Below are 22164 nucleotides of genomic sequence, written 5' to 3'. Positions count from 1 at the left end.
CTTTTTTACTGCCCTGCGCTTTCACGCAGGACACACACTATATAGAGCATTACTTGCGCTTGCTGGCGACTTCGTCCTCGCGGTACTTCGCTGCCAGTTTGTCCAGCACGCCGTTGACATACTTGTGGCCGTCGATACCGCCAAACGACTTGGCCAGCTCCACCGCTTCGTTGATGACGACGCGGTAAGGAATTTCCATATTGTTCTTCAGTTCGAATGCGCCGATCAGCAGGATGCCGTGTTCGATCGGCGACAGTTCGGCGATATTGCGGTCGATCAGCGGCGCCATGCTGTCGCGCAGCGCTTGCGAATCCTTGATGGCGCCGTACAGCAGCACCGTGAAATGATCGCCGTCCGCCTTGTCGAAGCCGTGCGCCGCGCGAATATTGTTCACGACGGTGGTCGCATCTTCATTGTTCAGCAGCCACTGGTACAGCCCCTGCAAGGCAAACTCGCGCGCGCGGTGACGCGGCGTGCGGTTTTTGCTGGGATTGGCGAGCAAATTTTTCTCAGTCATGATTGTTACCTGTTCTAAATACTTGTTCACTACACGTACTGACGAGACGGCCGCAGGGAGCTCTTTGTAAAAGCACACCAGCGGCATAATCGAGATTAATCTTCGTCAGTGTCTTGCAACTCTTCTAGCGCTTGGGCTAAATTGGCCATTTCTACCGCTACCCGTGCCGCTTCCGCACCCTTGACCAGCATGCGCACTTCCGCCTGCTCGTCGTTTTCGGTCGTCAACACGGCGTTGGCGATCGGGATGCCGTAATCGAGACCGACGCGCGTGATGCCTGCGCCCGATTCATTCGATACCAGCTCGAAGTGATAGGTTTCACCGCGAATTACGGCGCCAAGAGCGATCAGGGCGTCGAATTGATCGGTTTCCGCCATCTTCTGCAGAATCAACGGGATTTCCAGGGCGCCCGGCACGGTCACGTGCAGGATATCTTCATCGGCCACGCCCAGCTTGCTCAACTCTTCCAGGCATGCCGACAGCAAGCCACCACCGACGATTTCATTGAATCGTGCCTGGACAATACCGACGCGCAAACCTTCGCCGGCAAAATTGGTTTCATACGTTCCTACGGTCATCTTGTGCCTCTTTAATCTGGTGGTTCAAGGCGACACTCACATGCCGCCAGCGTTTACTCTCACATCGACGCCTGACAAAATCGTAGCGAGCGGCAGTGATTTGTGGCCGAGAAGCGCAACTGTACGAAGGTACAGTGAGCATCGCAGGCCGCAAATCGCGACGCGCAGTAGATTTAGTCAGGCGTCTGGCCGGGATGGCACTGAAAACCGGTTACTTCCAGGTCGAAGCCGACCATCGACGGCATCTTGCGCGGGCTGGCCAGCAATTGCATCTTGCTCACGCCCAGGTCGCGCAGGATTTGCGCGCCAATACCGTAGCTGCGCAGGTCCATGCTGGCGGCGCGGCCCTTCGGCTTGGCTTGCGGCGTGTCGAGCGCGGCAAACTGGGCGAACAGTTCGCCCGAGGTTTCACCGCAGTTCAGCAAGACCATCACACCGCGTTCGGACTGCTTGATGGCGGCCATCGAGGCGGCCACGGTCCAGGAGTGGGTGGTCGCTTCGCTTTCCAGCACGTCCAGCAGGGACACCGGCTGGTGCACGCGCACCAGGGTTTCGAGCCCTTCGGCCAGTTCGCCATGCACCAAGGCGAGATGGGCCGAGGAGCTCGGCTTGTCGCGGAAGGCAATCATGCGGAACTCGCCATGGGCAGTGCGCAAGGTGCGTTCGGCAACGCGCTCGACCAGGGACTCGGTCTGGCTGCGGTAATGGATCAGGTCGGCGATCGTGCCGATTTTCAGATTATGCTGTTCCGCAAATACCATCAGGTCCGGCAGGCGCGCCATGGTGCCGTCGTCCTTCATGATTTCGCAGATCACCGACGCCGGCGTCAGGCCGGCCATGGCGGTCAGGTCGCAACCGGCCTCGGTATGGCCTGCGCGCATCAGCACGCCGCCCTTTTGCGCTTTCAGCGGGAAGATATGGCCGGGCTGGACGATGTCCGCTGGCTGCGTGCCCTTGGCCACGGCCACCTCGATGGTCTTGGCGCGGTCGGCGGCGGAAATGCCGGTGGTCACGCCTTCGGCCGCTTCGATCGATACCGTGAAATTGGTGCCGTAGGCGGTGCCGTTGCGCGAGGTCATCATCGACAGGTTCAGCTCGTCGCAGCGCTCTTCGGTCAGAGTCAGGCACACCAGGCCGCGCGCATGGGTGATCATGAAATTGATTGCTTCAGGCGTCACGAAATCGGCGGCCAGCACCAGATCGCCTTCATTTTCCCGGTCTTCTTCATCGACCAGTATCACCATGCGGCCGGCGCGCAGTTCAGCGACGATCTCTTCGGTGCTTGAAATAGACATCTTCATCCTCTTGATAAACTGAAAACTGGTACAGGGAGCGCGAATATTCCGCGAGTTTCCGGAAATTTTCTTATAACCTGCTATTTTAAAGGATTTACGTGTTTCAGACCTGAAATAAGAACAATCGGCAGCGATCTGCGCCCGCACAACACCTGGCCGCCTGGCAGGCGACAGCCGGCTTGCAAATCACATAAGATCAAGGGCGGCCCACCCCAGGGCCGCAAGCTGCGCCGGGCCCTGCCCCGCGCATCCTCATTTTGTGCACACTCACAGGAGTTACCATGAAAACAAGCGGTTCAGCCGTCTGGTCTGGCGGCATCAAGGATGGCAAGGGCGCCATCAGCACCAAAAGTGGCGCGTTGCAAGCCTATCCGTATGGCTTTGCCAGCCGCTTCGAAGGCAAGCCCGGCACCAATCCGGAAGAGCTGATTGGCGCCGCCCACGCGGGCTGCTTCACCATGGCGCTGTCGCTGATCCTCGGCGAAGCGGGCCTGACGGCCGAGCAGATGGACACCACCGCCGAAGTGACGCTGGACAAACAGGACGACGGCTTTGCCATTACCGCCGTGCACCTGGTGCTGAAAGCCAAAATCCCGGGCGCCGACCAGGCAAAATTCGAGGAACTGACCGCCAAGGCCAAGGCCGGCTGCCCGGTATCGAAGCTGCTGAAAGCCGACATCACGCTCGACGCTACACTCCTGGCTTGAGTTCCTTCAGTGGCGTCGCGGCCGTCACCTGGCCCACCGGCGCCACCGAAGGCCGTTGCGAGTCGCTGGCCGGCAACGGCCGGTTCATCAGGCCCGGATTCAAGGCGGCGTTGTTGATGTTATAGGCGGCAATCGCCGCCGCCACCGCCGGGTCTTGCGAGGACGGCTGCTGCACCGCCAGGGCGGCGTTCTGCGCCGCTTGCTGCTGGGCCAGCGCATTTTGCTGCGCCTGCTGGGCCTGGACTGTGGTGACCAAGCCCGCATCGAGCTGCACCTGGGCTTCGCGCGCCACGCTCTGCGCGCGCTCGGTGGCCGCGCGGGCCGTCCGCTGGGCCTCGCTGGCCGCCAGTTGCGCCCTGGCCGCGTCATCCGCCGCTTCTTGCACCTGCTGCTGCAATTGTGCCTGGCGCGTTTGTCCGGCCTGCAACTCTTGCACGCGCTCGTCCTCCACCCGAGCCGCATCCTGCTGTTCCAGTGCAGTTTCCTGCGCCACGCGTTGCGTTTCCACATCGTCGCGCGCGATGCGCTCGGTTTGCAGGCGATCCTGCTCGTCGTCAAGCCCCTCTGCCTGCACTGAGGGGTTGTTACGCTGCGTTTGTTGATTCTGTTGCAATTGCTGGGCCGCCTGCAAGGTGCCGGCCTGGTCCAGCTGGGACTGGCTGGCCTCGGGAGCCTGCAAAGTGGCATTTTGTTGCAATTGTTGCTGGCGCAATTCCTGCAAACCCTGGGTCAGGTCTTCCGTTCCCAGCTGCTGCCGCACTTCCAGCTGACGCTGGGCCAGTGCCTGCTGCTGGGCGAGCTCTTGCTGCCCGGGCTGTATTTGTGTCTGCTCAGGCGGCACGGCCGGGTTCGGCTGTCCGGCTTGCGCCACGGTCGCGGCGGTGAGGTCAGTGGCAGCGATATCGGCCGGCACGACTTGCTCGGCCTGGGTTGGCGGCGCCGCGGCCAGGTCGTCCAATGCCTGCGCGGCGGCCGGCAGGCCCTGCTGCAAGGTCAAGGCGGCGCCGACTTCGGCCAGCACATCGGTACCCTGCTGCAAAATGTTCAAGGTGGCGCCACGGTCGGCCTCGAAGGCCGCCTGCAGCGCGGCCACGTCGACGGGGCGATTGTTTTGCAGGTCGATGCCGATGCGCGCCAGATCGGCTTGCGTCAGGGCATCGGCATTTTGCGCCAGCGCCTCGGACGCGCCCGGCGTGACCGGCCCACTCAACAAGGCGAAGCGCTGCGCCAGGTCGTCCTGCGAGCCGGCCGTCATCGCCAGCCGGCCCGCATCGACCCCGCTGGCGCGCAGCTGGGCAAACGAATCGCTCAGCTGCTGGGCCAGCGCCACCAGTACGTCATTGGCCACCACCGCCGGATTGGCGGGAGTGCCCACCTCATCGTCTATCCCTTGCAACGCCAGCAATTGCCGGCGCGACAAGGCCACGCCCGACAGATATTGCCCGAGCGGCGAAATATCGACCTGGGTCGATGAAGCAAGGGGCTTGACGAGCGCCGCATTGGCCAGGATGGCGGCCGACGCAGGCGTGACGGGCGCGCTGCTGCCGACCCGGGCAGAGGCTGGCACCACATTGGCCAGCGTCGCAGACGAAACGGGATCCATGGCATTCCTTCACAGCGCAAAGCGCCATTATGCGCGCTTGGCGAAAAAGGATCACACGGTTGAGGGCCGCTGCTGGCCCTCCCTGCCGCAGGCTAAGCGGCGACCTTGGCGACAGCCTGGTCCAGCGACAGCATGCGCTCGACATAGCGCGCGATCAGGTCGATCTCCAGGTTCACTTTGGCGCCCACCGTCAGGTGTTTCAGGGTGGTCATGGCGATGGTGTGCGGGATCAGGTTGATCGAGAAGCGGCAGCCATTGACGGCGCCGGCGCCCAGGTCTTCCACGCGGTTGACCGTCAGCGATACGCCGTTGACCACCACCGAGCCCTTGAAGGCCAGGTATTTCGCCAGGTCCTGCTGGGCTTCGATCACCAGTTCCCACGATTCGCCGACGGCTTCGAACTTGCGCACCACGCCCAGGCCATCCACGTGGCCCGACACCAGGTGGCCGCCCAGGCGCTCGGCCATGGTCAGCGCTTTTTCCAGGTTCACTTCGGTGGTGGTGTCCAGGCCGACGGTGCAATTGAGGCTTTCGCGCGAGACGTCGACGACAAAGCTGGTGTCGGACTTTGCCACCACTGTCATGCAGGCACCGTTGATGGCGATCGAGTCGCCCAGCGCCACGTCTGCCAGCGGCAGGCCGCCCGCGTTGATGGACAGGCGCACGCCTGCGTCGAGGCCGCCTTCGAGTGCTTGCACGGTGTCGATTTTGCCGATGGCGGCAACAATTCCTGTAAACATGATGGACCTGTCAATAAGTGGGAGTAAGGTGATTGAAACGGGCGAGGATGCGCAGATCGTCGCCTGTTTTTGTGATGTCATGGAAACGCAAACGGTATTGATGATCGAGGTCGGCCAGCGCCGGCAAGCCGAACATGCCTTGCGCGTCGCCGATCAGGGCCGGCGCCAGGTACAGCAGCAATTCGTCGACGCAGCCTTCGCGTATCAGCGAACCGTTCAGTTTTGAGCCGGCCTCGACATGCAGTTCATTGATCTGGCGCCGGCCCAGTTCCAGCATCAGCGCCGGCAGGTCGACCTTGCCTTGCGCGTTCGGCAGCAGAATGACCTCGGCGCCCAAGGCGCGCAGCTGCGCTTCCTTGGCAGGATTGGCGACAGCGGCCACGATCCAGGTGTCGCCGCCTTGCAGGACGCGCGCGTCCAGGCTGATCTCGAGCCGGCTGTCGACCACGATGCGGAGCGGCTGGCGCGGCGTGGCGACGGCGCGCACGTTCAGTTGCGGATCGTCCGTTTTTACGGTGCCGATGCCGGTCAGGATGGCGCAGGCGCGCGCGCGCCAGGCGTGGCCGTCGTCGCGCGCCGCCTGGCCGGTGATCCACTGGCTGCGGCCATTGTGCAAGGCCGTCATGCCGTCGAGGCTGGCGGCGCACTTCATGCGCACCCAGGGCTTGCCGCGCTCCATGCGCGAGAAAAAGCCGATATTGAGTTCACGCGCTTCGTCGGCCAGCACGCCGCTGGCAACCTCGATGCCGGCCCCCTGCAGCTTGGCCAGGCCCTGCCCCGCCACCAGCGGATTGGGGTCGGTCATGGCCGCCACCACACGGCCCAGGCCCGCGCGCACCAGCGCGTCGGAGCACGGCGGCGTGCGGCCGTGGTGATTGCACGGCTCCAGGGTCACATAGGCCGTGGCGCCGCGCACATCATTGCCGCGCGCAGCGGCGTCGGCCAGCGCCTGCACTTCCGCATGATTCTGGCCGGCCGGCTGGGTCACGCCGGCGCCGATCACCTTGCCAGCGGCGACGATCACGCAGCCGATGCGGGGATTGGGCGAGGTCGTATACAGGCCCTTGCGCGCCCATTCCAGGGCCAGGCGCATGCCGTCCACATCATTGAGTATTTCCACAGGCTTCTACAATTCGATCAGGGTTGACGGGTACATCAGCGCTGCAGACATCAGCCTTCGCCAACGCCGCTGCAATTGGCCGTATCGCGTTGCGGATCGCATACGCGCACGCGGCCCAGCATATTGATTTTAATATGTCGTGCCTGATTTCCCAAAATCAAGGACATCGTGCCCCAGCGCGCCGCCAGGCTATTGCTGGCGCTGCAACTGCGCCCCGCGCCATTGTAGGCGATATACAGCGGCTTGGCGCCCGAGGTAAAACCAAACCGCACCTCGATGCCGCTGGCCAGCGGCCCCTGGCGGAACAGCAGTTCGTCGCCGGCGTCATAGGCCAGATTGCCGTTGCGGTCGACAAACACCAGCCAGCCCAGGCGCCAGTCGAGGCCGCCGCTGCCGGCCGGCATCAGCAGCACTCTGCGCCCGCGCGCCATCGCCAGCGCGCGCGTCAGTTCGATCGCCGAATACAGGTCGTTCGAGGCGGCCCGCAAGCGCTGGCGCGCCAGCATCTCTTGCAGGCTGGGCAAGGCGGCGCCCGCCAGCAAGATGGTGATCGCCAGCACGGCCAGCAGTTCGAGCAGGGTATGGCCATGCTGGTCACTGTGACGCGGGCCGGTCACGACGTGCGCCCTCAAGGCCAGCATTGCGCGGCCGGGCCAGTGCTGCCGCGCTCGCCCGTGCTGCTCAAGGTCAGGGTGCCGCAGTCGGCATCCTTGAATTGCTGGTCCACCCTGTCCGTGCCGGGCGTCGCGCGCAGCAGCACGCATTGCGCAAGCGTTGAATCGGGGCAAGCGATGGCGTCGATTTCATAGGCGCTGCGCACGGCGCCTGCTTGCGGCTCGTCGCCGGACCACCATTGAAACTGCTTGCCCTGCACGTCTTGCGCATCCGCCGAGAACGCCAGATAGCGGTTGTTTTGCGAGTAATAGCGTTCCTGCTGCTGCATCAGTTTCAGCAGGCTGGCCTGCCCCTGCACCCGCCTGGCGCGCACCACCTGGCCATGGTAGACGGGCAAGGCCAGCGCCAGCAGCAAGGCGACAATTACCAGCGCGGCCATCAGCTCGATCAGGCTGAAGCCGCCGCTACGCCGACAAGTCCAACGGGCCAATGGCATGCGTGAGTTCCCCTTCATCTGACACTGCTATTTTTTCGCCGCCTCATGCAACTCGCGCCAGTTCGCCACTTCGCGCCAGCCCAGGCGTTTGGCCGGCAGCGCTCCGCTGGCCGCTTTCACCGCTGCCACACCGGGCATGCCCGGCTGCACCACGGCAAACTGCTTGCGCCCCTCGGCGCGCCCGGTGGCGCCGGCCGCGCCAAGCTGGCGCCCCAGTTCCAGCAACTGCGGCGGCGCGCGCGCCAGGCCATCGAGCAGCTTGCCCGTCTGCTCGCCCGCCCGCACGGTGCCAACAGCGTCGGCGGCAAAACCGCTCAGCACATCGAGCACATACAGGCGCGTTGCCGGCCGGGCACAAGCGTCGCGCCCCGGCAGCACCGTATTGAACGCCACCCTGCCCGCCGCCAGCACGGCGCCGTGCACGCTGCGCTCGCCGGTTTTTTCCGTAGCGACAAAGTCGAGGTACCAGCCATGCCTGGCGCCAGCACCCGTATGGCGGACTTCGCCGCCATCGATGGCCAGGCTGTCCGCGCCTGCCGCCACGCCCACCGTGCGCGCGGCAAGGTCGTCGCGGCCGCGCGTCGGCGCCTGCTCGTTCAGGTCGTCATGCACGGCGTAGAACGATTGCGGCAGCAGGGCCGCCGGCCAGGTGTCAGCAGCTTCGACCAGCTTGCCGGTGCCAAACAACAGCAGATAGCCGCCGCCGGGGGCGTAGGCCACCTTCAATTGCTGCGTCACGCTCTGGCGCCGGCCCTGCGCATCGCGCGCGACAAACACCAGCTTGCGCCCGACGTCATCCTTCCACGGTGGCCCGGTGGCCATGTCGATGCGCCAGATATTGCCTTGCAGATCAGCGGCATACAGATAGGCCAGCGCGCCGTCATTGCCCACCACCAGGGCCGGCGGCGCCAGCGCATGGGCGTTGCTGGCGCCTTCGTCATCACGCAGCGGCAGTTTCAGGCGGAAGTAATTACTGCCCAGCAGCCAGGGCGTGCCGCGTGGCTTGTCCAGCGCCAGCAGGAAGATGGCGGCCGCAGGACTGGTAGGCGACCTGTCCTTGCCGTCGTCCTGGGTATTGTTGTAACCGCTGGCCACCACCAGCATGTCGCGGTAGACCGGCTTGCCCTGCTTGCCGCCCATGTTCAGCCGCGCAAAACCGGGCGGCGCCCTGATATTGCCCATCATCGCATCGTCGCGGTCGGTAAATTCCCACAGCGCGCCCTCCTCGGCAAAGCGCGCCGGATCGGAGATATCGAGCGCAAACACGCCTTGCGCTGCGGCGCCCATGCCGGCGGCAAGCACGGTTTTCCAGCGCCCCGCCACCAATACTTCCGCGCTGGCCGCCGCGCCATCGAGCAAGCTTCCCGCATCGACCGCGGTGCCACCGGCCAGCGCCGCCTTGGCCAGCAAGGCTTGCGGCAAGTACGCAAACTGTTCGCTGCCGCTGCCCGCGTCAACACCGCGCAGCAGGCCGTCGCCGGTGGCCAGGTACAGCATCTTGCGCCGCTGCTGGGCGCGTTGCCGGTGCTGCAGATAGTCCAGGCCGGGCAAGCCCAGTCCCGGCGTGCCGACATACACCAGATTGCCATGCGGCGCCGCCGCCAGGCCAGCGGCGCGGCGGCGCAAGAAGCCGCCCGGCTGGCCCACCTCGTGCGCGCGATCGCCGAGCAGATAGGCCAGCCGCGCTGGCCCCTGGCCATCGCCATCGGGATCAAACGCGCTGCGCTGTTGCGTATCGAGGCGATCCCAGGCCAGCGGCATCAGGGCGCCCTGTGCGTCGAGGGTATGGACAGCAGGCTTAGGCACGGCCTCGCCATCGAGCCGCCATACGGCTTTGCCGGCCAGCACGCCGCCGTCAGCGCCCAATTGAAAAGCGTCACGCGCCACGCGCATCACGCCATCGGCCAGATTGATCTGCGAACGAAACCAGTACGCCTGCTCGGCGCCGCTGGCCAGCGCCATCAATGACGGCCCGGCGATGCTGGCAGCGACCGTGGCGCGGCCCGCTTGCCTGACGGCGGCGCGCAGCAGCGCAATCAGGGCCGGTGGATCGTTGCCGGGCAAATAATGGCCGGGCCAGCGGCCATCGACGCTCCATTCAAGATAGGCATCGCCAGTGCTGGCGCGAAACGGATTGCCGTCGCCGTTTTCGTCGGCAAAACCGCCATACTTGGCCGCCAGCAGCAGCGGCGTGGGCAAGGCCGGCACATCGGGCCTGGACGCCATGGCACTCAGGTTGCCCGCGTAATGCTCGACCGGCAAGCCGCCGGCACGCAGCGCCTGGCGATGCGACCAGTAGGCCAGGCCGGCCGCATAATAGCTGGCGCCGTGCTGGCCGTAATTGAGGCGGTCAAGCGCCGCCAGCGCCGGCAGCGGCTGTGGATTGCCTTGCGCGCCATCGCTTTCCAGTGCGCCCACGGCGCGCGTCCAGGCCGTCACATCGAACGGCGGCGTGGCGTAGGCATCGGCGCCACGCGCACGCTCGCCCGAATCGGGCGCCGGAACATGGCCGGGTACATAGCGGTCCGGCGCGGCGCCGGCGTCACCCAGGGTCAGCACGACTTGCCGCTGGCAACTGGCCTGCCGCGGGTCGCTCCATGATGCCGAGCCGGCCACGGTGCTGGCCTGGCGCCCCTGCAGATAGCGCAGCGATTCATACAGCAATTCGGCTTGCGGCGCGGCCGCCGCATACGCGCCCTGGCTGGCCTCGTCACTGCGTCCCGGCGCATTGATCGCGGCGATCACGCCCTTGCTGCCGGCATAGACGCCCGTTGCAAGGTTCCACTCGGCATCGAGGTTGTCTTGTGGCAGGAAGTCGGGCGCGCTCCAGCGCTGCGCACCGGCATACGCCAGCGGCGCCCACAGCACGCCGCCATACGCCGCCACCCCGCTCGCATGACCAAAAACGCCGACACGCACACGCTGGCCTTCGCGCTGCAGCGCACCCACCGGCTTGTAGTGCTTGCCGTAGGCCATGCAAAGCTCGGCACGCACCGGCCCGTCGGTGCCATCGCATACCTGCACCCGCGCCAGGAAAACACCAAGCGCACCGGCCTTGCCGGGGTCTTCGCAGCTGCCACCCGGCGGCTGCGCGCCATCGCCGAACAGCAGCCGGTTGCGGCAGGAGATGATGGACAATTGTTCGACCAAGAATGGCGTGGCCTCGCGCACGCCGGCGCGCAGCAGCTTGCGGGGAAAATAATCGGGATGGGCATAAAAATCGACGCCGTTGTGACCGTCAGGCAAGTAAGCGCGCTGCAACACCGTCTTGCGCACCTCATCGATCACGCGGTCGCCGCCCGTCAGGGCATAACGCACGATATCGAGCAGGCTGGCGCCGGCCCAGTTCAGGAAATTGCCGCTGAAACTGTCGCCTCCGCAACCATGGCGCGCATCGGCCACCTTGCTGGCGGAAAAGTAGGCTGTCGACACGCGCCAGTCCGGCAGATTCACCCCACCACTGCTGCGGTAGGGATAGCTGTAGCACATGCGCGCATCGAAGTAGCCGGCATAGACATGCGTGGCAACGTAATCGCCCTCGTAAGCGGCGCCGGCTGCGGCGTGGCTCAAAGACAGATTGAGCAGCACATTGGCTGGCACCCGCGCGCCATGCAAACCCGTGTCCGCCCGCGACAAGTCCACCAGCGGCGAGGCGGCAAGCGCATGCGCGCCAGCCATCAGCCAGATCAGCAAGCCAGGCAGCCGGTGCGCCGTCACGGTGTTTCCCCCTGCTTTCTGTAAAAGGTTTGCAGCACCACCTGCGTGTCTTCCTGCGCGCCGAAACCGATGGCGGTCACGCGGTACAGATAACCGGCGCCGGACGGTACTCCAACGGCTGCGCCCGCCTCCTCGCCGGGCGGATGAAACGGCAGCAATTCGATCATGTAGCGCGGCTTTTTAAATGGCAGAAAGCCCTGCCCCGTCTGCATCGCCGCGCCCGTGAACTGGCCGTAGGCAACCGTACCCGAGTCCGCCACGCCCAGATCGGTGCCGAGCCAGACCGGCGGCGCGCCGCTGGCGGCCGGCAGGCACAAGCCTGGCTCGCCTTTGCAGGCAGCGGCAAAACCGGCCGCGCTGTCGGGTGCGAACACGGTGCTGCGGCCAGGCAGCCCGGGCAGGCCTTCGATATCGTGCTGCGCATCCATCAGTGCCTCCTCGGCCGCCTGGAAAGCGATATGCCGGTCGCGCTCGCCGCGCGCCGCCTTTTCTCCTTGCAAGGCCATCTGCGCGGCCGACACACCCAGCAACAAGATGGCCACCAGCAGGCACAGCGCAAACACCAGGGTCGCGCCACGCTCCCGCCTTTGATACTGTTCAGGCCGGCCCATTGCGCAGCAGGATGGTCGCTTGCACCAGCTGGCGCAGCCGCGCGCGCTGGCCTGGGGGCAGGCTGGACGGCACGATGCGCACGCCCGTGTCCGTCGCGCCATGCGCCTCTGCATAGGCCGCGCCGAACAGGTCGAATTGCGCCGGGCCGGACTCGGCGCTGGCCTGGCCGCCACCATGCAGCAGCAAGGCCACGCGCACGCTGGCGACGCGCTTCCAGTGCGTGCGCCGCTGCAAATCGCGCGCCTTTTCGGCCTCATCGGCGCCGACCAGCACCAGCGCGGCGTCACGCGCGTCGAGGCTGCTCGCGTTCACATACTGGTTGGCGACGCCATCGGGCGGGTTATCGGTGTCGAGCCCGTACAGCACCTGGAAACTGTCGACGCCACGGATCAGGGCGTCAGCGCCCCAGCCGGCGCCAATGCTGCTGCGATATTTGCAGCGCAATTCTGCCTCGCCATCGCCGCCCTCGTCCTGCGCCACATAGAAAATGCTCCAGCCGCGCTGTGCTTCCTTGCTTGCGCTGCCTATGCCAAAGCCGGCGCAATTGAGCACGGCGCCATCGCCGCCCTCGCCTTCGCCGGTGCCGTAGAAACGCAGGGCCAGCACGTCGCTGCCATTGACGCTGCTGGCGACGGGCGCGCTGATGCCCTCGCTGTTCTTGCTCACGCTGCGCGCATCGAGGCCGGCGATATTGGCGCTGTCGTGCGCTGCATGCGTCAACGGCGCGGCGCTGGCGTCCCAGTCCACCCACGCCGTCTGGCGCAGCGCCCGCGCGATGGCATCAACCGCGTAGCGGCCGTTGTCGGCCAGGCGCGCCGACTCCAGCTGTTCCATATAACTGCGGCTGGCGGACAGCAATACCGAACTCGACGCCAGCATCAGCATGGCGCCCAGGCCCAGCGCCACCAGCAGCTCGACCAGGGTCATGCCACGCTGGCGCCGCCCACGGCACAGGTCCATCATGGCGCACCCGCCGCCAGCTGCATGGCGATTTTCGGCATGGCCCCCGCCTCTTGCGCGACGCGCTCGCGGCCCTGCCGGCCACGCCAGCCCAGCTTGATGACGAACGGCGCGCCACTGCCGCCGCTGCAACTCCATTGCAGGCCCTGCGCGGCCGCATCCCAGGCCAGCGCGTCGCGGCAGATGCGCAGGCGCGCGCCGGGCAGGTCCTTGCGCAATTGCTGTTTCCATTCGGCGATATCGAATTGCGCCAGCTGCGCGGCGCTGCAGCCAGTGTCGCCAAGGCAGGCGGGCGCGCCGCCGGCCTCTTCAAGCGGCCCGGCCTGGTAATCGAGGCCCAGGTAGGGATTGTCGGCATCAAGCGCCTGCATCTGGGCAGGGTTGGCGCGCATGCGCTCGGCCATGCTGGCCGCCAGTTGCGTGGCGGTCGACAGCAGGGCCGATTCATGGCGCGCGCGCAAGGAGGACAATTGCATCGCGCTGCCACCCAGCAGACCCACGGCCAGCAGCAACAGCGCGACCAGCACTTCGACCAGGCTGGTGCCCTGGGCAGTAACAGGAAGAGGACGAGGATGGCGCATGCGTGCCTCCGCTTTCAGGGAAAGAGAAGAGTCGTGGCCCGTATCGGCCGGCCCAGCTACAGGGTAGGCGCGCCGGCGGGGTCAGGGATGCGGCAGCGCAAAGGGCGCGCGAATAAACGGAAGAGGCAGAAAAAAAGCGGCCACTGGATTGACCAGGCCGCTTGCTTGAAGAAAACAACCATGCTGATTAACTCTTGCGCGGCTGGCCCACTTCGGCAATCGCATCCTGGAATTCGGCCAGGTCCTCGAAATTCTTGTACACGGAGGCGAAACGGATATAGGCGATCTTGTCGAGCCGCTTCAACTCTTGCATCACCAGTTCGCCGATATAGCCGGAATCGACTTCGCGCTTGCCGCTGGTGAGCAGTTTTTCTTCGATGGTGGCGATCGCCATGTCCAGCGAGGCGGCCGCGACGGGGCGCTTGCGCAAGGCCAGCATCAGGCTGCCGCGCAACTTATCCGCAGCGAACTCCGTCCGGCTGCCATTCTTTTTGACCACGGCCGGCATGATCAGTTCAATCCGCTCGTAGGTGGTAAAACGCTTGTCGCATTTGCCGCAACGGCGACGGCGGCGGATCGCATCGCCTTCCTCGGATACGCGCGTATCGAGGACCTGGGTCTCGTCATGGTGGCAGAATGGACATCTCATGGGCAGCGGCACAGCCTTTTAGTTCGACAAATGGAGCGCGGGCGCGCCGAAACACTCGGCGCGCCCGCGGGCAGGACAGGAATGTGTCAACCAGAATCTTACTCTGGAAGACACATACTGGACAAATAATTATGCAGCGTAGACCGGGTTGGCGTCCGCCAGCACTTTCACGGCCGCTTTCACGCGCTCGATGGTGGCGGCGTCATGCGGGTTGTCCAGCACGTCGGCGATCAGGTTACCCACTTGCACCGCTTCGGCTTCCTTGAAACCGCGCGTCGTCATCGCCGGGCTGCCCAGGCGGATACCCGAGGTGACGAAGGGCTTTTGCGGGTCGTTCGGGATGCCGTTCTTGTTGCAGGTGATATGCGCGGAACCGAGGATGGCTTCGGCTTCCTTGCCCGTCAGGTTCTTGGCGCGCAGGTCGACCAGCATCACGTGCGACTCGGTGCCACCGGACACGATGCGCAGCCCGCGCGCGATCAGCGTCTTGGCCAGCGCGTCGGCGTTTTTCACGACCTGCTTCTGGTATTCGACAAATTCAGGGCTCAGCGCTTCCTTGAAGGCAACGGCTTTGCCGGCGATCACGTGCATCAGCGGGCCGCCCTGGATACCGGGGAAGATGGCCGAGTTGATGGCTTTTTCGTGCTCGGCCTTCATCAGGATGATGCCGCCGCGCGGGCCGCGCAAGGACTTGTGCGTGGTCGAGGTGACGAAGTCGGCGAACGGCACCGGGTTCGGGTACAGGCCGGCGGCGATCAGGCCGGCGTAGTGGGCCATGTCGACCATGAACCAGGCGCCAACTTCCTTGGCGACTTTCGAGAAGCGTTCGAAGTCGATCTTTTTCGAAAACGCCGAAGCGCCGGCGATGATCAGCTTGGGCTTGCGCTCACGGGCCAGGCGTTCCATGGCTTCGTAGTCGATGTCTTCTTCGGCGGTCAGGCCGTAGGAGACGACGTCAAACCATTTGCCGGACATGTTCAGCGGCATGCCGTGGGTCAGGTGACCGCCTTCGGCCAGCGACATGCCCATGATCAGGTCGCCTGGTTTCAACATGGCGAAGAACACGCCCTGGTTCGCCTGCGAGCCCGAGTTTGGCTGCACGTTGGCCGCCTCGGCGCCGAACAGTTGCTTGACACGGTCGATGGCCAGCTGCTCGGCCACGTCGACGTATTCGCAGCCGCCGTAGTAGCGCTTGCCCGGATAGCCTTCGGCATATTTGTTGGTCAGCTGCGAGCCTTGCGCTTCCATTACGGCTGGCGAGGTGTAGTTCTCGGACGCGATCAGTTCGATATGGTCGTGCTGGCGCGTGTTTTCTTTTTGAATAACGGCGAACAGTTCAGGATCGACGTTGGCGAGGTTGTGATCTTTTGCAAACATGTAAAAACTCCAAGGATGTGGGTGCTTTGTACTGGCAGGTTGGATCGAATGAGGGGAGCCGGCGTTAAATGAATAACAACAACGGACAGGCAGCCTCTTCGCGCAATTCCATCGGTGGGCTGCCCAGGCGAACGGCTGATGAAATCTCACGTTTCCCGGTGGATGCCCACCTTTCGCCGGCAATCATCGCACCAAAATGGGGACAGTTGCAGCTTTTCGCCAGTCACGTGAGACGTAATGGAAGCCAAATTGTAAGTTAAGTACCCAAATTGAGCAAGGAAAGGCAGCGCACCGCCCGTGCTGCGGCTATAATCCCCGCGCACCATGCCGCGACAGCACGATGACAAGCCGCCTGGCACGAAAAGTTGCTCTTGCTTAAGCTGCGCTTAAACCTGGCACCTGCTTGTAAGCGTATGTTACGGGGCTTGTCATTCTACTCAGCTAGCTGGGAACATGCTGCATTGCAATGTTTGGTGCAATGCACATGGCATTTCGGCAAGCGCTTTCAGTCATGATAAGAAAAATCGCGTAAAATGTTGCTTAATCACACTACCGGCACCAACAACATGCCTTCAGTCTTTCACTGGGACGTACGGGTCTATTATGAAGACACCGACGCCGGTGGCATCGTCTATTACGCCAACTACCTGAAGTTTTTCGAACGCGCACGTACCGAATGGCTGCGCGCGATCGGTGTTGGCCAACAGGAGTTGCTGGAGCGTCACGATGCGCTGTTCGTCGTCAAAAGCGTCAGCGCCGACTATCATGCGCCGGCCAAGCTCGATGACACGGTAAGATTGACTTTAAGCATAGCCAAAATGGGACGCGCTTCCATCGTTTTCCTGCAACAAGCCTGGCGTGGCGAAACCCTGCTCAATACCGCCCAGGTCAAGGTCGGCTGCGTCGACTCCGGCATGCGCCCGCGCGCCGTGCCCGAGCCGGTCGCCGAACGCATGCGCGCCGCCTGAACCGCCCCGCCACTCCCGGATAATTCACCACAGACTGCCTGCCAATGAACGTTACACAAGATCTTTCTTTCCTCGCGCTCATCACCAATGCCCACCTGATCGTGCAGTTGATCATGGCCCTGCTGCTGCTGATCTCCCTGACCAGCTGGACCTATATCTTCCGCAAGATGTTTGCCGTGCGCGCCGCGCGCAAGCAGACCATCGAATTCGAACGCAGCTTCTGGGCCGGCGGCAACCTGCATGCGCTGCACCAGAACGCCAGCGGCAACCGCGACCAGAGCGGCGCGCTGGCCCGCATCTTTGATGCCGGCATGGGCGAATTCATCAAGGGCAAGGCATCGTACGGTTCGCGCGAAGCGCTCGACGTCGGCGCCGTGCTCGACGGCGCGCGCCGCGCCATGCGCGCCGCTTTCCAGCGTGAAATGGACGTACTCGAATCGCACCTGGCCTTTCTGGCGTCGGTCGGCTCCGTCTCGCCGTATATCGGCCTGCTCGGCACCGTATGGGGCATCATGAACGCCTTCCGCGGCCTGGCCAACGTGCAGCAAGCCACCCTGGCGGCAGTGGCGCCCGGCATTGCCGAAGCGCTGATCGCCACCGCCATCGGCCTGTTCGCGGCGATTCCCGCGGTGGTCGCCTACAACCGTTTTTCGCACGATATCGACCGCCTGGCGATCCGCTTCGAAAGCTTCGTCGAAGAATTCTCCAACATCTTGCAGCGCCAGTCGCGCTAACCGGGAGGACTGCTGATGGGTTCCTCATTCAATAGCGGCGGCATGCGCGGCGGCCGCGGCCGCAAGTTCAAGTCGGAAATCAACGTCGTGCCGTATATCGACGTGATGCTGGTGCTGCTGATTATCTTCATGGTCATGCCGTCGTCGAACAATCCGAGCGTGGTGGACTTGCCAAACGCGGAAAAAACGACCAAACCGCCCGATGACTATATCCAGATTGTGCTCAAGCCCAACGGCTCTCTGTCGATCGGCGTGATCGGCAAGCAGCAGCTGGCGCCGGAAACCGAACCGAACCGCGACGCCCTGCTGCGTAATCTGCGTGGCCTGCATGAAAGCAATCCGGACTATCCGGTGCTGATCGCCGGCGACAAGGAAAGCAAGTACGACGATGTGATCCAGCTGATTTCGGAAGCGAAAAAAATGGGCATCAACCGCGTCGGCCTGGCCACCAAGTAAGCGCAAGCGCAACTACGAACCTGACGTTTTAAAGACTGAACTTTGCAGACGAAACCTACCGACCATGTACTCGGCGTGCCTTACCGGGTGCCGCGCGAAAGCAGCCGCTGGCCCTCGCTGGGCCTGGCGCTGGCGATGCATCTTGGCCTGCTTTTTTTCCTGTGGATCGGCATACACTGGCAAAATACGGAACCGGTGGCCGTGGAAGCGGAAGTGTGGGACCTGAAAGTGCAGACGGCCGCGCCGCCGCCGGAAGTGACGACCGATCCTGAACCGGTACCGGCGCCAACGCCGCCGCCCGAGCCGGAAGTGGAACAGCCCGCGCCACCGCCACCACCACCGGTGGCCGCGCCCGAGCCGAAGGTCGACCTGCGCGAAGCGGAAATTGCGCTCGAACGCAAGAAGGCCAAGCTGAAGGAAGAGAAAGCCAAAGCCGCCGCCGAAGAGCGCCGCAAAGAGGAAGCGAAAGAGCGCGAGGAAGAGAAACGCGAACTGGAAAAGCAGAAGCAAAAAGACAAGGCCGAGAAGCTGGAAAAAGAGAAAGAAAAAGAGAAAGCCGACAAGCTGGAAAAGGCGAAAAAGGACAAGGCCGACAAGGAAAAAGCCGAGAAGGCGGAAAAAGCGGCGGAAGAAAAAGCCGAGAAGGAAGCTGCCCAGAAAAAAGAGGCAGCCGAGAAAGCGGCCAAGGCGAAAAAAGCGGCGGCTGACAAAGCGGCAGCCGACAAGGCACGTGCCGATAACCTGAAACGCATGATGGATCAGGCAGGCAACGGCACGGCAGGCACGGCCGCGAAAGCGACCGCGCCACGCAAGGACAGCGGCTATGTCGCTGCCCTGACGAGCAAGATCAAGGGCAATATCGCGTACAGCGGTAGCACCGACGTGCCGGGCAACCCGCGCGCCGTGTTCAGGATCGAGCAACTGCCAACTGGGGAAATTATTTCTGTCCGAAAGATCAAGAGCAGCGGACTGCCGGCGTATGACAGCTCGGTGGAAAACGCCATTAATAAATCGTCACCCCTGCCGAAGAAAAAAGACGGCAGCGTGGAACGTGAAATTGAACTCATATTCGAGATGAAGGAATAGCCAATGATGATCATGAAAAAAATGAGTTACGTGGTGCTGTGCGCCGGCCTGCTGCTGGGCGCCTCGGGCGCCCAGGCCCAGTTGCGCGTGGAAATTACCGGTATCGGCAGCAACCAGATTCCGGTGGCCATTGCCAATTTCGCCAACGAATCGGTGGCGCCGCAATCGCTGTCGGGCATCATCAAGGCCGACCTGGCGCGCAGCGGCGTGTTCAAGATTATCGATGGCGCGGAAATGTCGGAAACGGCGCCCGTCAGCTACGATCAATGGAAGTCGCGCGGCGCCGACGCGCTGGCGGCCGGCAGCGTGCAGGCCATGGCCGATGGCCGCCTGGACGTGCGCTACAAGCTGTACGACACCGTCAAGAGCGCCCAGCTGTCGAGCATGAACAACGCGGCCGCGCCGCAGTTCAACCGCTTGCTGGCGCACAAGATCGCCGACGATATCTATGAAAAACTGACCGGCACCAAGGGCGCGTTCGCCACCCGCATCGCCTACGTGACGCAATCGGGCCGCGAATACCGCCTGGAAGTGGCCGACGCCGACGGCGAAGGCATCCAGGTCGCGCTGCGTTCGAACGAGCCGATCATCTCGCCATCGTGGTCGCCCGACGGCACCAAGGTTGCCTATGTATCGTTTGAAAAGAAAAAGCCGATCGTCTACGTGCAGAACCTGGTAACGCGCCAGCGCACCATCGTCTCGAATGAAAAAGGCAGCAACTCGGCGCCAAGCTGGAGCCCGGACGGCACCCGCCTGGCCGTGGCCCTGTCGCGCGACGGCCATACCCAGGTCTATACTGTCAATGCCGACGGCAGCGGCTTGCGCCGCGTCAGCAACAGCAGCGGCATCGATACCGAACCCCAATTTTCGGCCGATGGCCAAAGCATTTACTTCACCAGCGATCGCAGCGGCGGACCACAGATCTACCGCATGTCGACCAGCGGCGGCGATGCCAAGCGCGTGACGTTTGGCGGCTCCTACAACATCAGCCCGCGGATCTCGTCCGACGGGAAGACACTCGCTTATATTTCCCGTCGCGACGGCAATTTCCAGCTCTATGCGCTCGACCTGGCTAGTGGCCAGGAACTGCGCCTGTCGGACACCGCCAACGACGAATCACCGAGCTTTTCGCCCAACGGGAAATATATCATGTACGCGACCGAATCCGGACGACGCAAGTCGCTGGCAGTGGTATCGGTGGATGGCCGCGTCAAACAGCGTTTGACTACGCAAGCTGGCAATATCAAGGAACCCACCTGGGGTCCTTTCATGAAGTAAATGCTGTACAGTTGCACCTTTAACCATTGACCCGGAGAATATAAAAATGAGTAATTTCAAAAGCTTGGCATTCATCGCCGCCGCAGCGACCCTGCTGTCCGCTTGCAGCACCCCAGTGAAACTGGCGGAAACCCCAGTCGTCGAGCGCGCGCCTCAAGCCGCTGCCCCGGCAGCTGCCGACCCACGCCAGGTTCAGCCAGTGACGACCGGTTCGGTCGATCCGCTGGACGATCCAAAAGGCGTGCTGGCCAACCGTAGCGTCTACTTCGACTTCGACAAATACGTCGTGCGCGAAGCCGACACCGCCGTGGTACAAAACCACGCTGGCTACCTGGTCAAAACCCCATCGCGCAAGATCCTGATCCAGGGTAACACCGATGAACGCGGCGGCGCCGAGTACAACCTGGCCCTGGGCCAGAAACGTGCTGAAGCCGTGCGCAAATCGATGGCAGCCCTGGGTGTGCCGGAAGGCCAGATGGAAGCCGTATCGCTGGGCAAAGAAAAGCCTAAAGCACAAGGCAGCAACGAAGCAGCATGGGCTGAAAACCGCCGCGCTGACATCGTTTATTGATATCTTGCACGATGACCGGCCCGGCGCGATAAGCATATCGCTTGCCCGCGGCCAGTCACAGGCATAATAATGGGGCGCTGCGCGGATATACCGCCCGGCGCCCTGTTTGCATGTATGCGTAACTTTTGAAAGCCCGACCCATGATGACATTCTCAAAAGCCGGCCTCGCCGCCGCCTTGATGGCAGCCTTCGCCTGTCTGCCCCTGCACGCCAACGCCGCCCTGTTCGACGACGACGAAGCCCGCAAAGCCATCCTGGAGCTGCGCAGCAAGGTCGATGCCCTGGCGCGCGACCTGAACGAGCGCGTCGAAGCCAAGGCCGACAAGACCAGCACCCTGTCCCTGATCAACCAGCATGACCAGACCATGCAAGAGATCGCCCGCCTGCGCGGCCAGATCGAAGTCGTGGCCAATGACCTGGCTACCACGCAAAAGCGCCAGAAAGATTTTTATACCGACCTCGACGCCCGCCTGCGCAAGCTCGAGCCGCGCCAGGTCACCATCGACGGCCAGGAAGCGGCCGTCGGCGTGTCCGAACAGACCGCCTACGACACCGCCTTTGGCGTGTTCAAGTCGGGCGACTACAAGGCCGCCGCCACCGCCCTCGACGCCTTCGTCAAACGCTATCCGGAATCGGCCTACGCAGCCAATGCGCAATACTGGCTGGGCAACGCCTATTACGCCCAGCGCGACTGCAAGAGCGCCATCAGCGCCCAGCAAGTGGTGCTGAAGAACTACCCGGACAGCCCGAAAGCGCCGGACGCCATGCTCAATATCGCCAGCTGCTACACCGAGCTGAAAGACAAGGCCAACGCCACCAAGACCCTGAACGCCCTGATCGCGCGCTACCCCGACTCCAGCGCCGCCCAGACGGCCAAGGAACGCGGCGGCAAGAAGTAAGTTGAGATGCAACCCGGGGAAAAAGTTGCCGGCAGCGTTTGACAGAATCCTGGCCACCCCCTATAATCTTTCTTCTTCGGGTCGTTAGCTCAGCTGGTAGAGCAGCGGACTTTTAATCCGTTGGTCGCAGGTTCGAATCCCGCACGGCCTACCACGAATACGCAGTCCTGATCTGCTTGCAGAAGTTATCGCAAGCATTTTTTTACTGCACAGTGTTACCGAAGTTGTTGTAAAAGTTTTTGGGTCGTTAGCTCAGCTGGTAGAGCAGCGGACTTTTAATCCGTTGGTCGCAGGTTCGAATCCCGCACGGCCTACCAAATACTTGAAAAAGCCCACGAATTTCGGTTCGTGGGCTTTTTTGTTTTTGGTCGCGCTGAAAAACTTGCTCTTTCCTTTGCAATGCTGAGTATCACTTCCATGCAGTTTATAGCTTGAGAATATCCCCCCAAAAAAAATTACACAATACAAAGAAGCTAGCTGTCAAGACCCGCCTGGTTATAAACACGTTTAACGAATAATTCTGGCTTTTTTGCCTGCCATTTCTTCATTGCCTGAATCGGCGTTTCGTTGTTGAGAGCACGCTGCGGGATGTTGTGGTTATAGAT

General features: G+C 63.1%; 22 protein-coding genes, 2 tRNA genes, 1 pseudogene and 1 riboswitch. Of the genes and pseudogenes, 10 read left to right on the top strand and 15 right to left on the bottom strand.

Annotated features, from left to right (window positions below; genetic code table 11):
* Positions 1-49: 49 nt before the first annotated feature.
* From nusB to ribBA, 3 genes are all read right to left on the bottom strand, one after another.
* Positions 50-517, bottom strand: coding sequence for a transcription antitermination factor NusB (nusB, locus tag ASR47_RS01455; protein ID WP_065305994.1), 468 nt, complete (start codon positions 515-517; stop codon positions 50-52).
* A 95-nt stretch (positions 518-612) separates the two neighbouring features.
* The gene (gene ribH / locus ASR47_RS01450) at positions 613-1095 is read right to left on the bottom strand and encodes a 6,7-dimethyl-8-ribityllumazine synthase (protein WP_065305993.1); all 483 of its coding nucleotides are present in this window, start codon (positions 1093-1095) and stop codon (positions 613-615) included.
* A 173-nt stretch (positions 1096-1268) separates the two neighbouring features.
* A complete protein-coding gene (gene ribBA / locus ASR47_RS01445; protein WP_065306012.1) occupies positions 1269-2390 on the bottom strand; it encodes a bifunctional 3,4-dihydroxy-2-butanone-4-phosphate synthase/GTP cyclohydrolase II in 1122 nt (373 codons plus the stop codon).
* A gap of 281 nt (positions 2391-2671) precedes the next feature.
* On the opposite strand from ribBA, the gene ASR47_RS01440 reads away from it, so the two are divergent.
* Positions 2672-3097 (top strand): OsmC family protein, encoded by a 426-nt coding sequence (locus tag ASR47_RS01440; RefSeq protein ID WP_065305992.1) that lies wholly within the window; start codon positions 2672-2674, stop codon positions 3095-3097.
* On the opposite strand, the gene ASR47_RS01435 is transcribed toward ASR47_RS01440, so the two are convergent.
* From ASR47_RS01435 to glyA, 11 genes are all read right to left on the bottom strand, one after another.
* On the bottom strand, positions 3081-4700 hold the full coding sequence (locus ASR47_RS01435) for a hypothetical protein (protein WP_065305991.1): 1620 nt from the start codon (positions 4698-4700) through the stop codon (positions 3081-3083). The genes ASR47_RS01440 and ASR47_RS01435 overlap by 17 nt on opposite strands.
* A 92-nt stretch (positions 4701-4792) precedes the next feature.
* Positions 4793-5440, bottom strand: a complete 648-nt coding sequence (locus ASR47_RS01430) for a riboflavin synthase (protein ID WP_065305990.1) — start codon at positions 5438-5440, stop codon at positions 4793-4795.
* A gap of 10 nt (positions 5441-5450) precedes the next feature.
* Positions 5451-6560: a bifunctional diaminohydroxyphosphoribosylaminopyrimidine deaminase/5-amino-6-(5-phosphoribosylamino)uracil reductase RibD gene (gene ribD, locus ASR47_RS01425; RefSeq protein WP_065305989.1), complete on the bottom strand. Its 1110-nt coding sequence runs from the start codon at positions 6558-6560 to the stop codon at positions 5451-5453.
* Between the two features lie 50 nt (positions 6561-6610).
* Positions 6611-7177 (bottom strand): GspH/FimT family pseudopilin, encoded by a 567-nt coding sequence (locus ASR47_RS01420; RefSeq protein WP_245714225.1) that lies wholly within the window; start codon positions 7175-7177, stop codon positions 6611-6613.
* Between the two features lie 11 nt (positions 7178-7188).
* Positions 7189-7671, bottom strand: coding sequence for a type IV pilin protein (locus tag ASR47_RS01415; protein ID WP_065305988.1), 483 nt, complete (start codon positions 7669-7671; stop codon positions 7189-7191).
* Positions 7672-7698: 27 nt separating this feature from the next.
* Positions 7699-11388 (bottom strand): pilus assembly protein, encoded by a 3690-nt coding sequence (locus tag ASR47_RS01410; protein ID WP_065305987.1) that lies wholly within the window; start codon positions 11386-11388, stop codon positions 7699-7701.
* Positions 11385-11999 carry a pilus assembly PilX family protein gene (locus ASR47_RS01405; RefSeq protein ID WP_065305986.1) on the bottom strand — a complete coding sequence of 205 codons (615 nt, stop codon included), beginning with the start codon at positions 11997-11999 and terminating at the stop codon, positions 11385-11387. The genes ASR47_RS01410 and ASR47_RS01405 overlap by 4 nt, the downstream gene beginning before the upstream one ends.
* Entirely contained in the window at positions 11986-12963 is a 978-nt protein-coding gene (locus ASR47_RS01400) for a PilW family protein (protein WP_065305985.1), read from the bottom strand. The genes ASR47_RS01405 and ASR47_RS01400 overlap by 14 nt, the downstream gene beginning before the upstream one ends.
* Positions 12960-13541, bottom strand: a complete 582-nt coding sequence (gene pilV / locus ASR47_RS01395) for a type IV pilus modification protein PilV (protein ID WP_065305984.1) — start codon at positions 13539-13541, stop codon at positions 12960-12962. Before pilV ends, ASR47_RS01400 begins: the two co-directional genes overlap by 4 nt.
* Positions 13542-13728: 187 nt before the next feature.
* On the bottom strand, positions 13729-14190 hold the full coding sequence (nrdR, locus tag ASR47_RS01390) for a transcriptional regulator NrdR (protein WP_065305983.1): 462 nt from the start codon (positions 14188-14190) through the stop codon (positions 13729-13731).
* 129 nt (positions 14191-14319) lie between these two features.
* Positions 14320-15567, bottom strand: coding sequence for a serine hydroxymethyltransferase (glyA, locus tag ASR47_RS01385; RefSeq protein WP_065305982.1), 1248 nt, complete (start codon positions 15565-15567; stop codon positions 14320-14322).
* A gap of 114 nt (positions 15568-15681) precedes the next feature.
* Positions 15682-15804, bottom strand: a riboswitch (ZMP/ZTP riboswitch).
* A 329-nt stretch (positions 15805-16133) separates the two neighbouring features.
* Here glyA and ybgC point away from each other — a divergent pair.
* The 9 genes from ybgC (at position 16134) to ASR47_RS01340 (ending at position 21876) form a co-directional block, all read left to right on the top strand.
* Positions 16134-16535: a tol-pal system-associated acyl-CoA thioesterase gene (ybgC, locus tag ASR47_RS01380; RefSeq protein ID WP_065306010.1), complete on the top strand. Its 402-nt coding sequence runs from the start codon at positions 16134-16136 to the stop codon at positions 16533-16535.
* Positions 16536-16579: 44 nt separating this feature from the next.
* Complete coding sequence (gene tolQ, locus ASR47_RS01375; RefSeq protein ID WP_065305981.1) at positions 16580-17269, top strand: protein TolQ; 690 nt, start codon at positions 16580-16582, stop codon at positions 17267-17269.
* Positions 17270-17284: 15 nt separating this feature from the next.
* Positions 17285-17725 (top strand): ExbD/TolR family protein, encoded by a 441-nt coding sequence (locus ASR47_RS01370; RefSeq protein ID WP_065305980.1) that lies wholly within the window; start codon positions 17285-17287, stop codon positions 17723-17725.
* 42 nt (positions 17726-17767) lie between these two features.
* The gene (tolA, locus tag ASR47_RS01365) at positions 17768-18811 is read left to right on the top strand and encodes a cell envelope integrity protein TolA (protein WP_065305979.1); all 1044 of its coding nucleotides are present in this window, start codon (positions 17768-17770) and stop codon (positions 18809-18811) included.
* A 3-nt stretch (positions 18812-18814) separates the two neighbouring features.
* Positions 18815-20089 (top strand): Tol-Pal system beta propeller repeat protein TolB, encoded by a 1275-nt coding sequence (gene tolB / locus ASR47_RS01360; protein WP_065305978.1) that lies wholly within the window; start codon positions 18815-18817, stop codon positions 20087-20089.
* A 46-nt stretch (positions 20090-20135) separates the two neighbouring features.
* The gene (gene pal / locus ASR47_RS01355; RefSeq protein ID WP_065305977.1) at positions 20136-20660 is read left to right on the top strand and encodes a peptidoglycan-associated lipoprotein Pal; all 525 of its coding nucleotides are present in this window, start codon (positions 20136-20138) and stop codon (positions 20658-20660) included.
* Between the two features lie 140 nt (positions 20661-20800).
* Complete coding sequence (gene ybgF / locus ASR47_RS01350) at positions 20801-21559, top strand: tol-pal system protein YbgF (protein WP_065305976.1); 759 nt, start codon at positions 20801-20803, stop codon at positions 21557-21559.
* A 78-nt stretch (positions 21560-21637) separates the two neighbouring features.
* A tRNA-Lys gene (locus tag ASR47_RS01345) sits at positions 21638-21713 on the top strand.
* A gap of 87 nt (positions 21714-21800) precedes the next feature.
* Positions 21801-21876, top strand: a tRNA-Lys gene (locus ASR47_RS01340).
* Positions 21877-22032: 156 nt separating this feature from the next.
* On the opposite strand, the pseudogene ASR47_RS27760 reads toward ASR47_RS01340, so the two are convergent.
* Positions 22033-22164 (bottom strand): annotated as a pseudogene (locus tag ASR47_RS27760) (IS481 family transposase); the annotation flags it as partial.

The organism is Janthinobacterium psychrotolerans, assembly GCF_001677885.1.
Taxonomy (GTDB): Bacteria; Pseudomonadota; Gammaproteobacteria; order Burkholderiales; family Burkholderiaceae_D; genus Janthinobacterium; species Janthinobacterium psychrotolerans.
The sequence above is the reverse complement of the archived record's forward strand: the minus strand, read 5'-3'. Positions and strand labels throughout refer to the sequence as shown.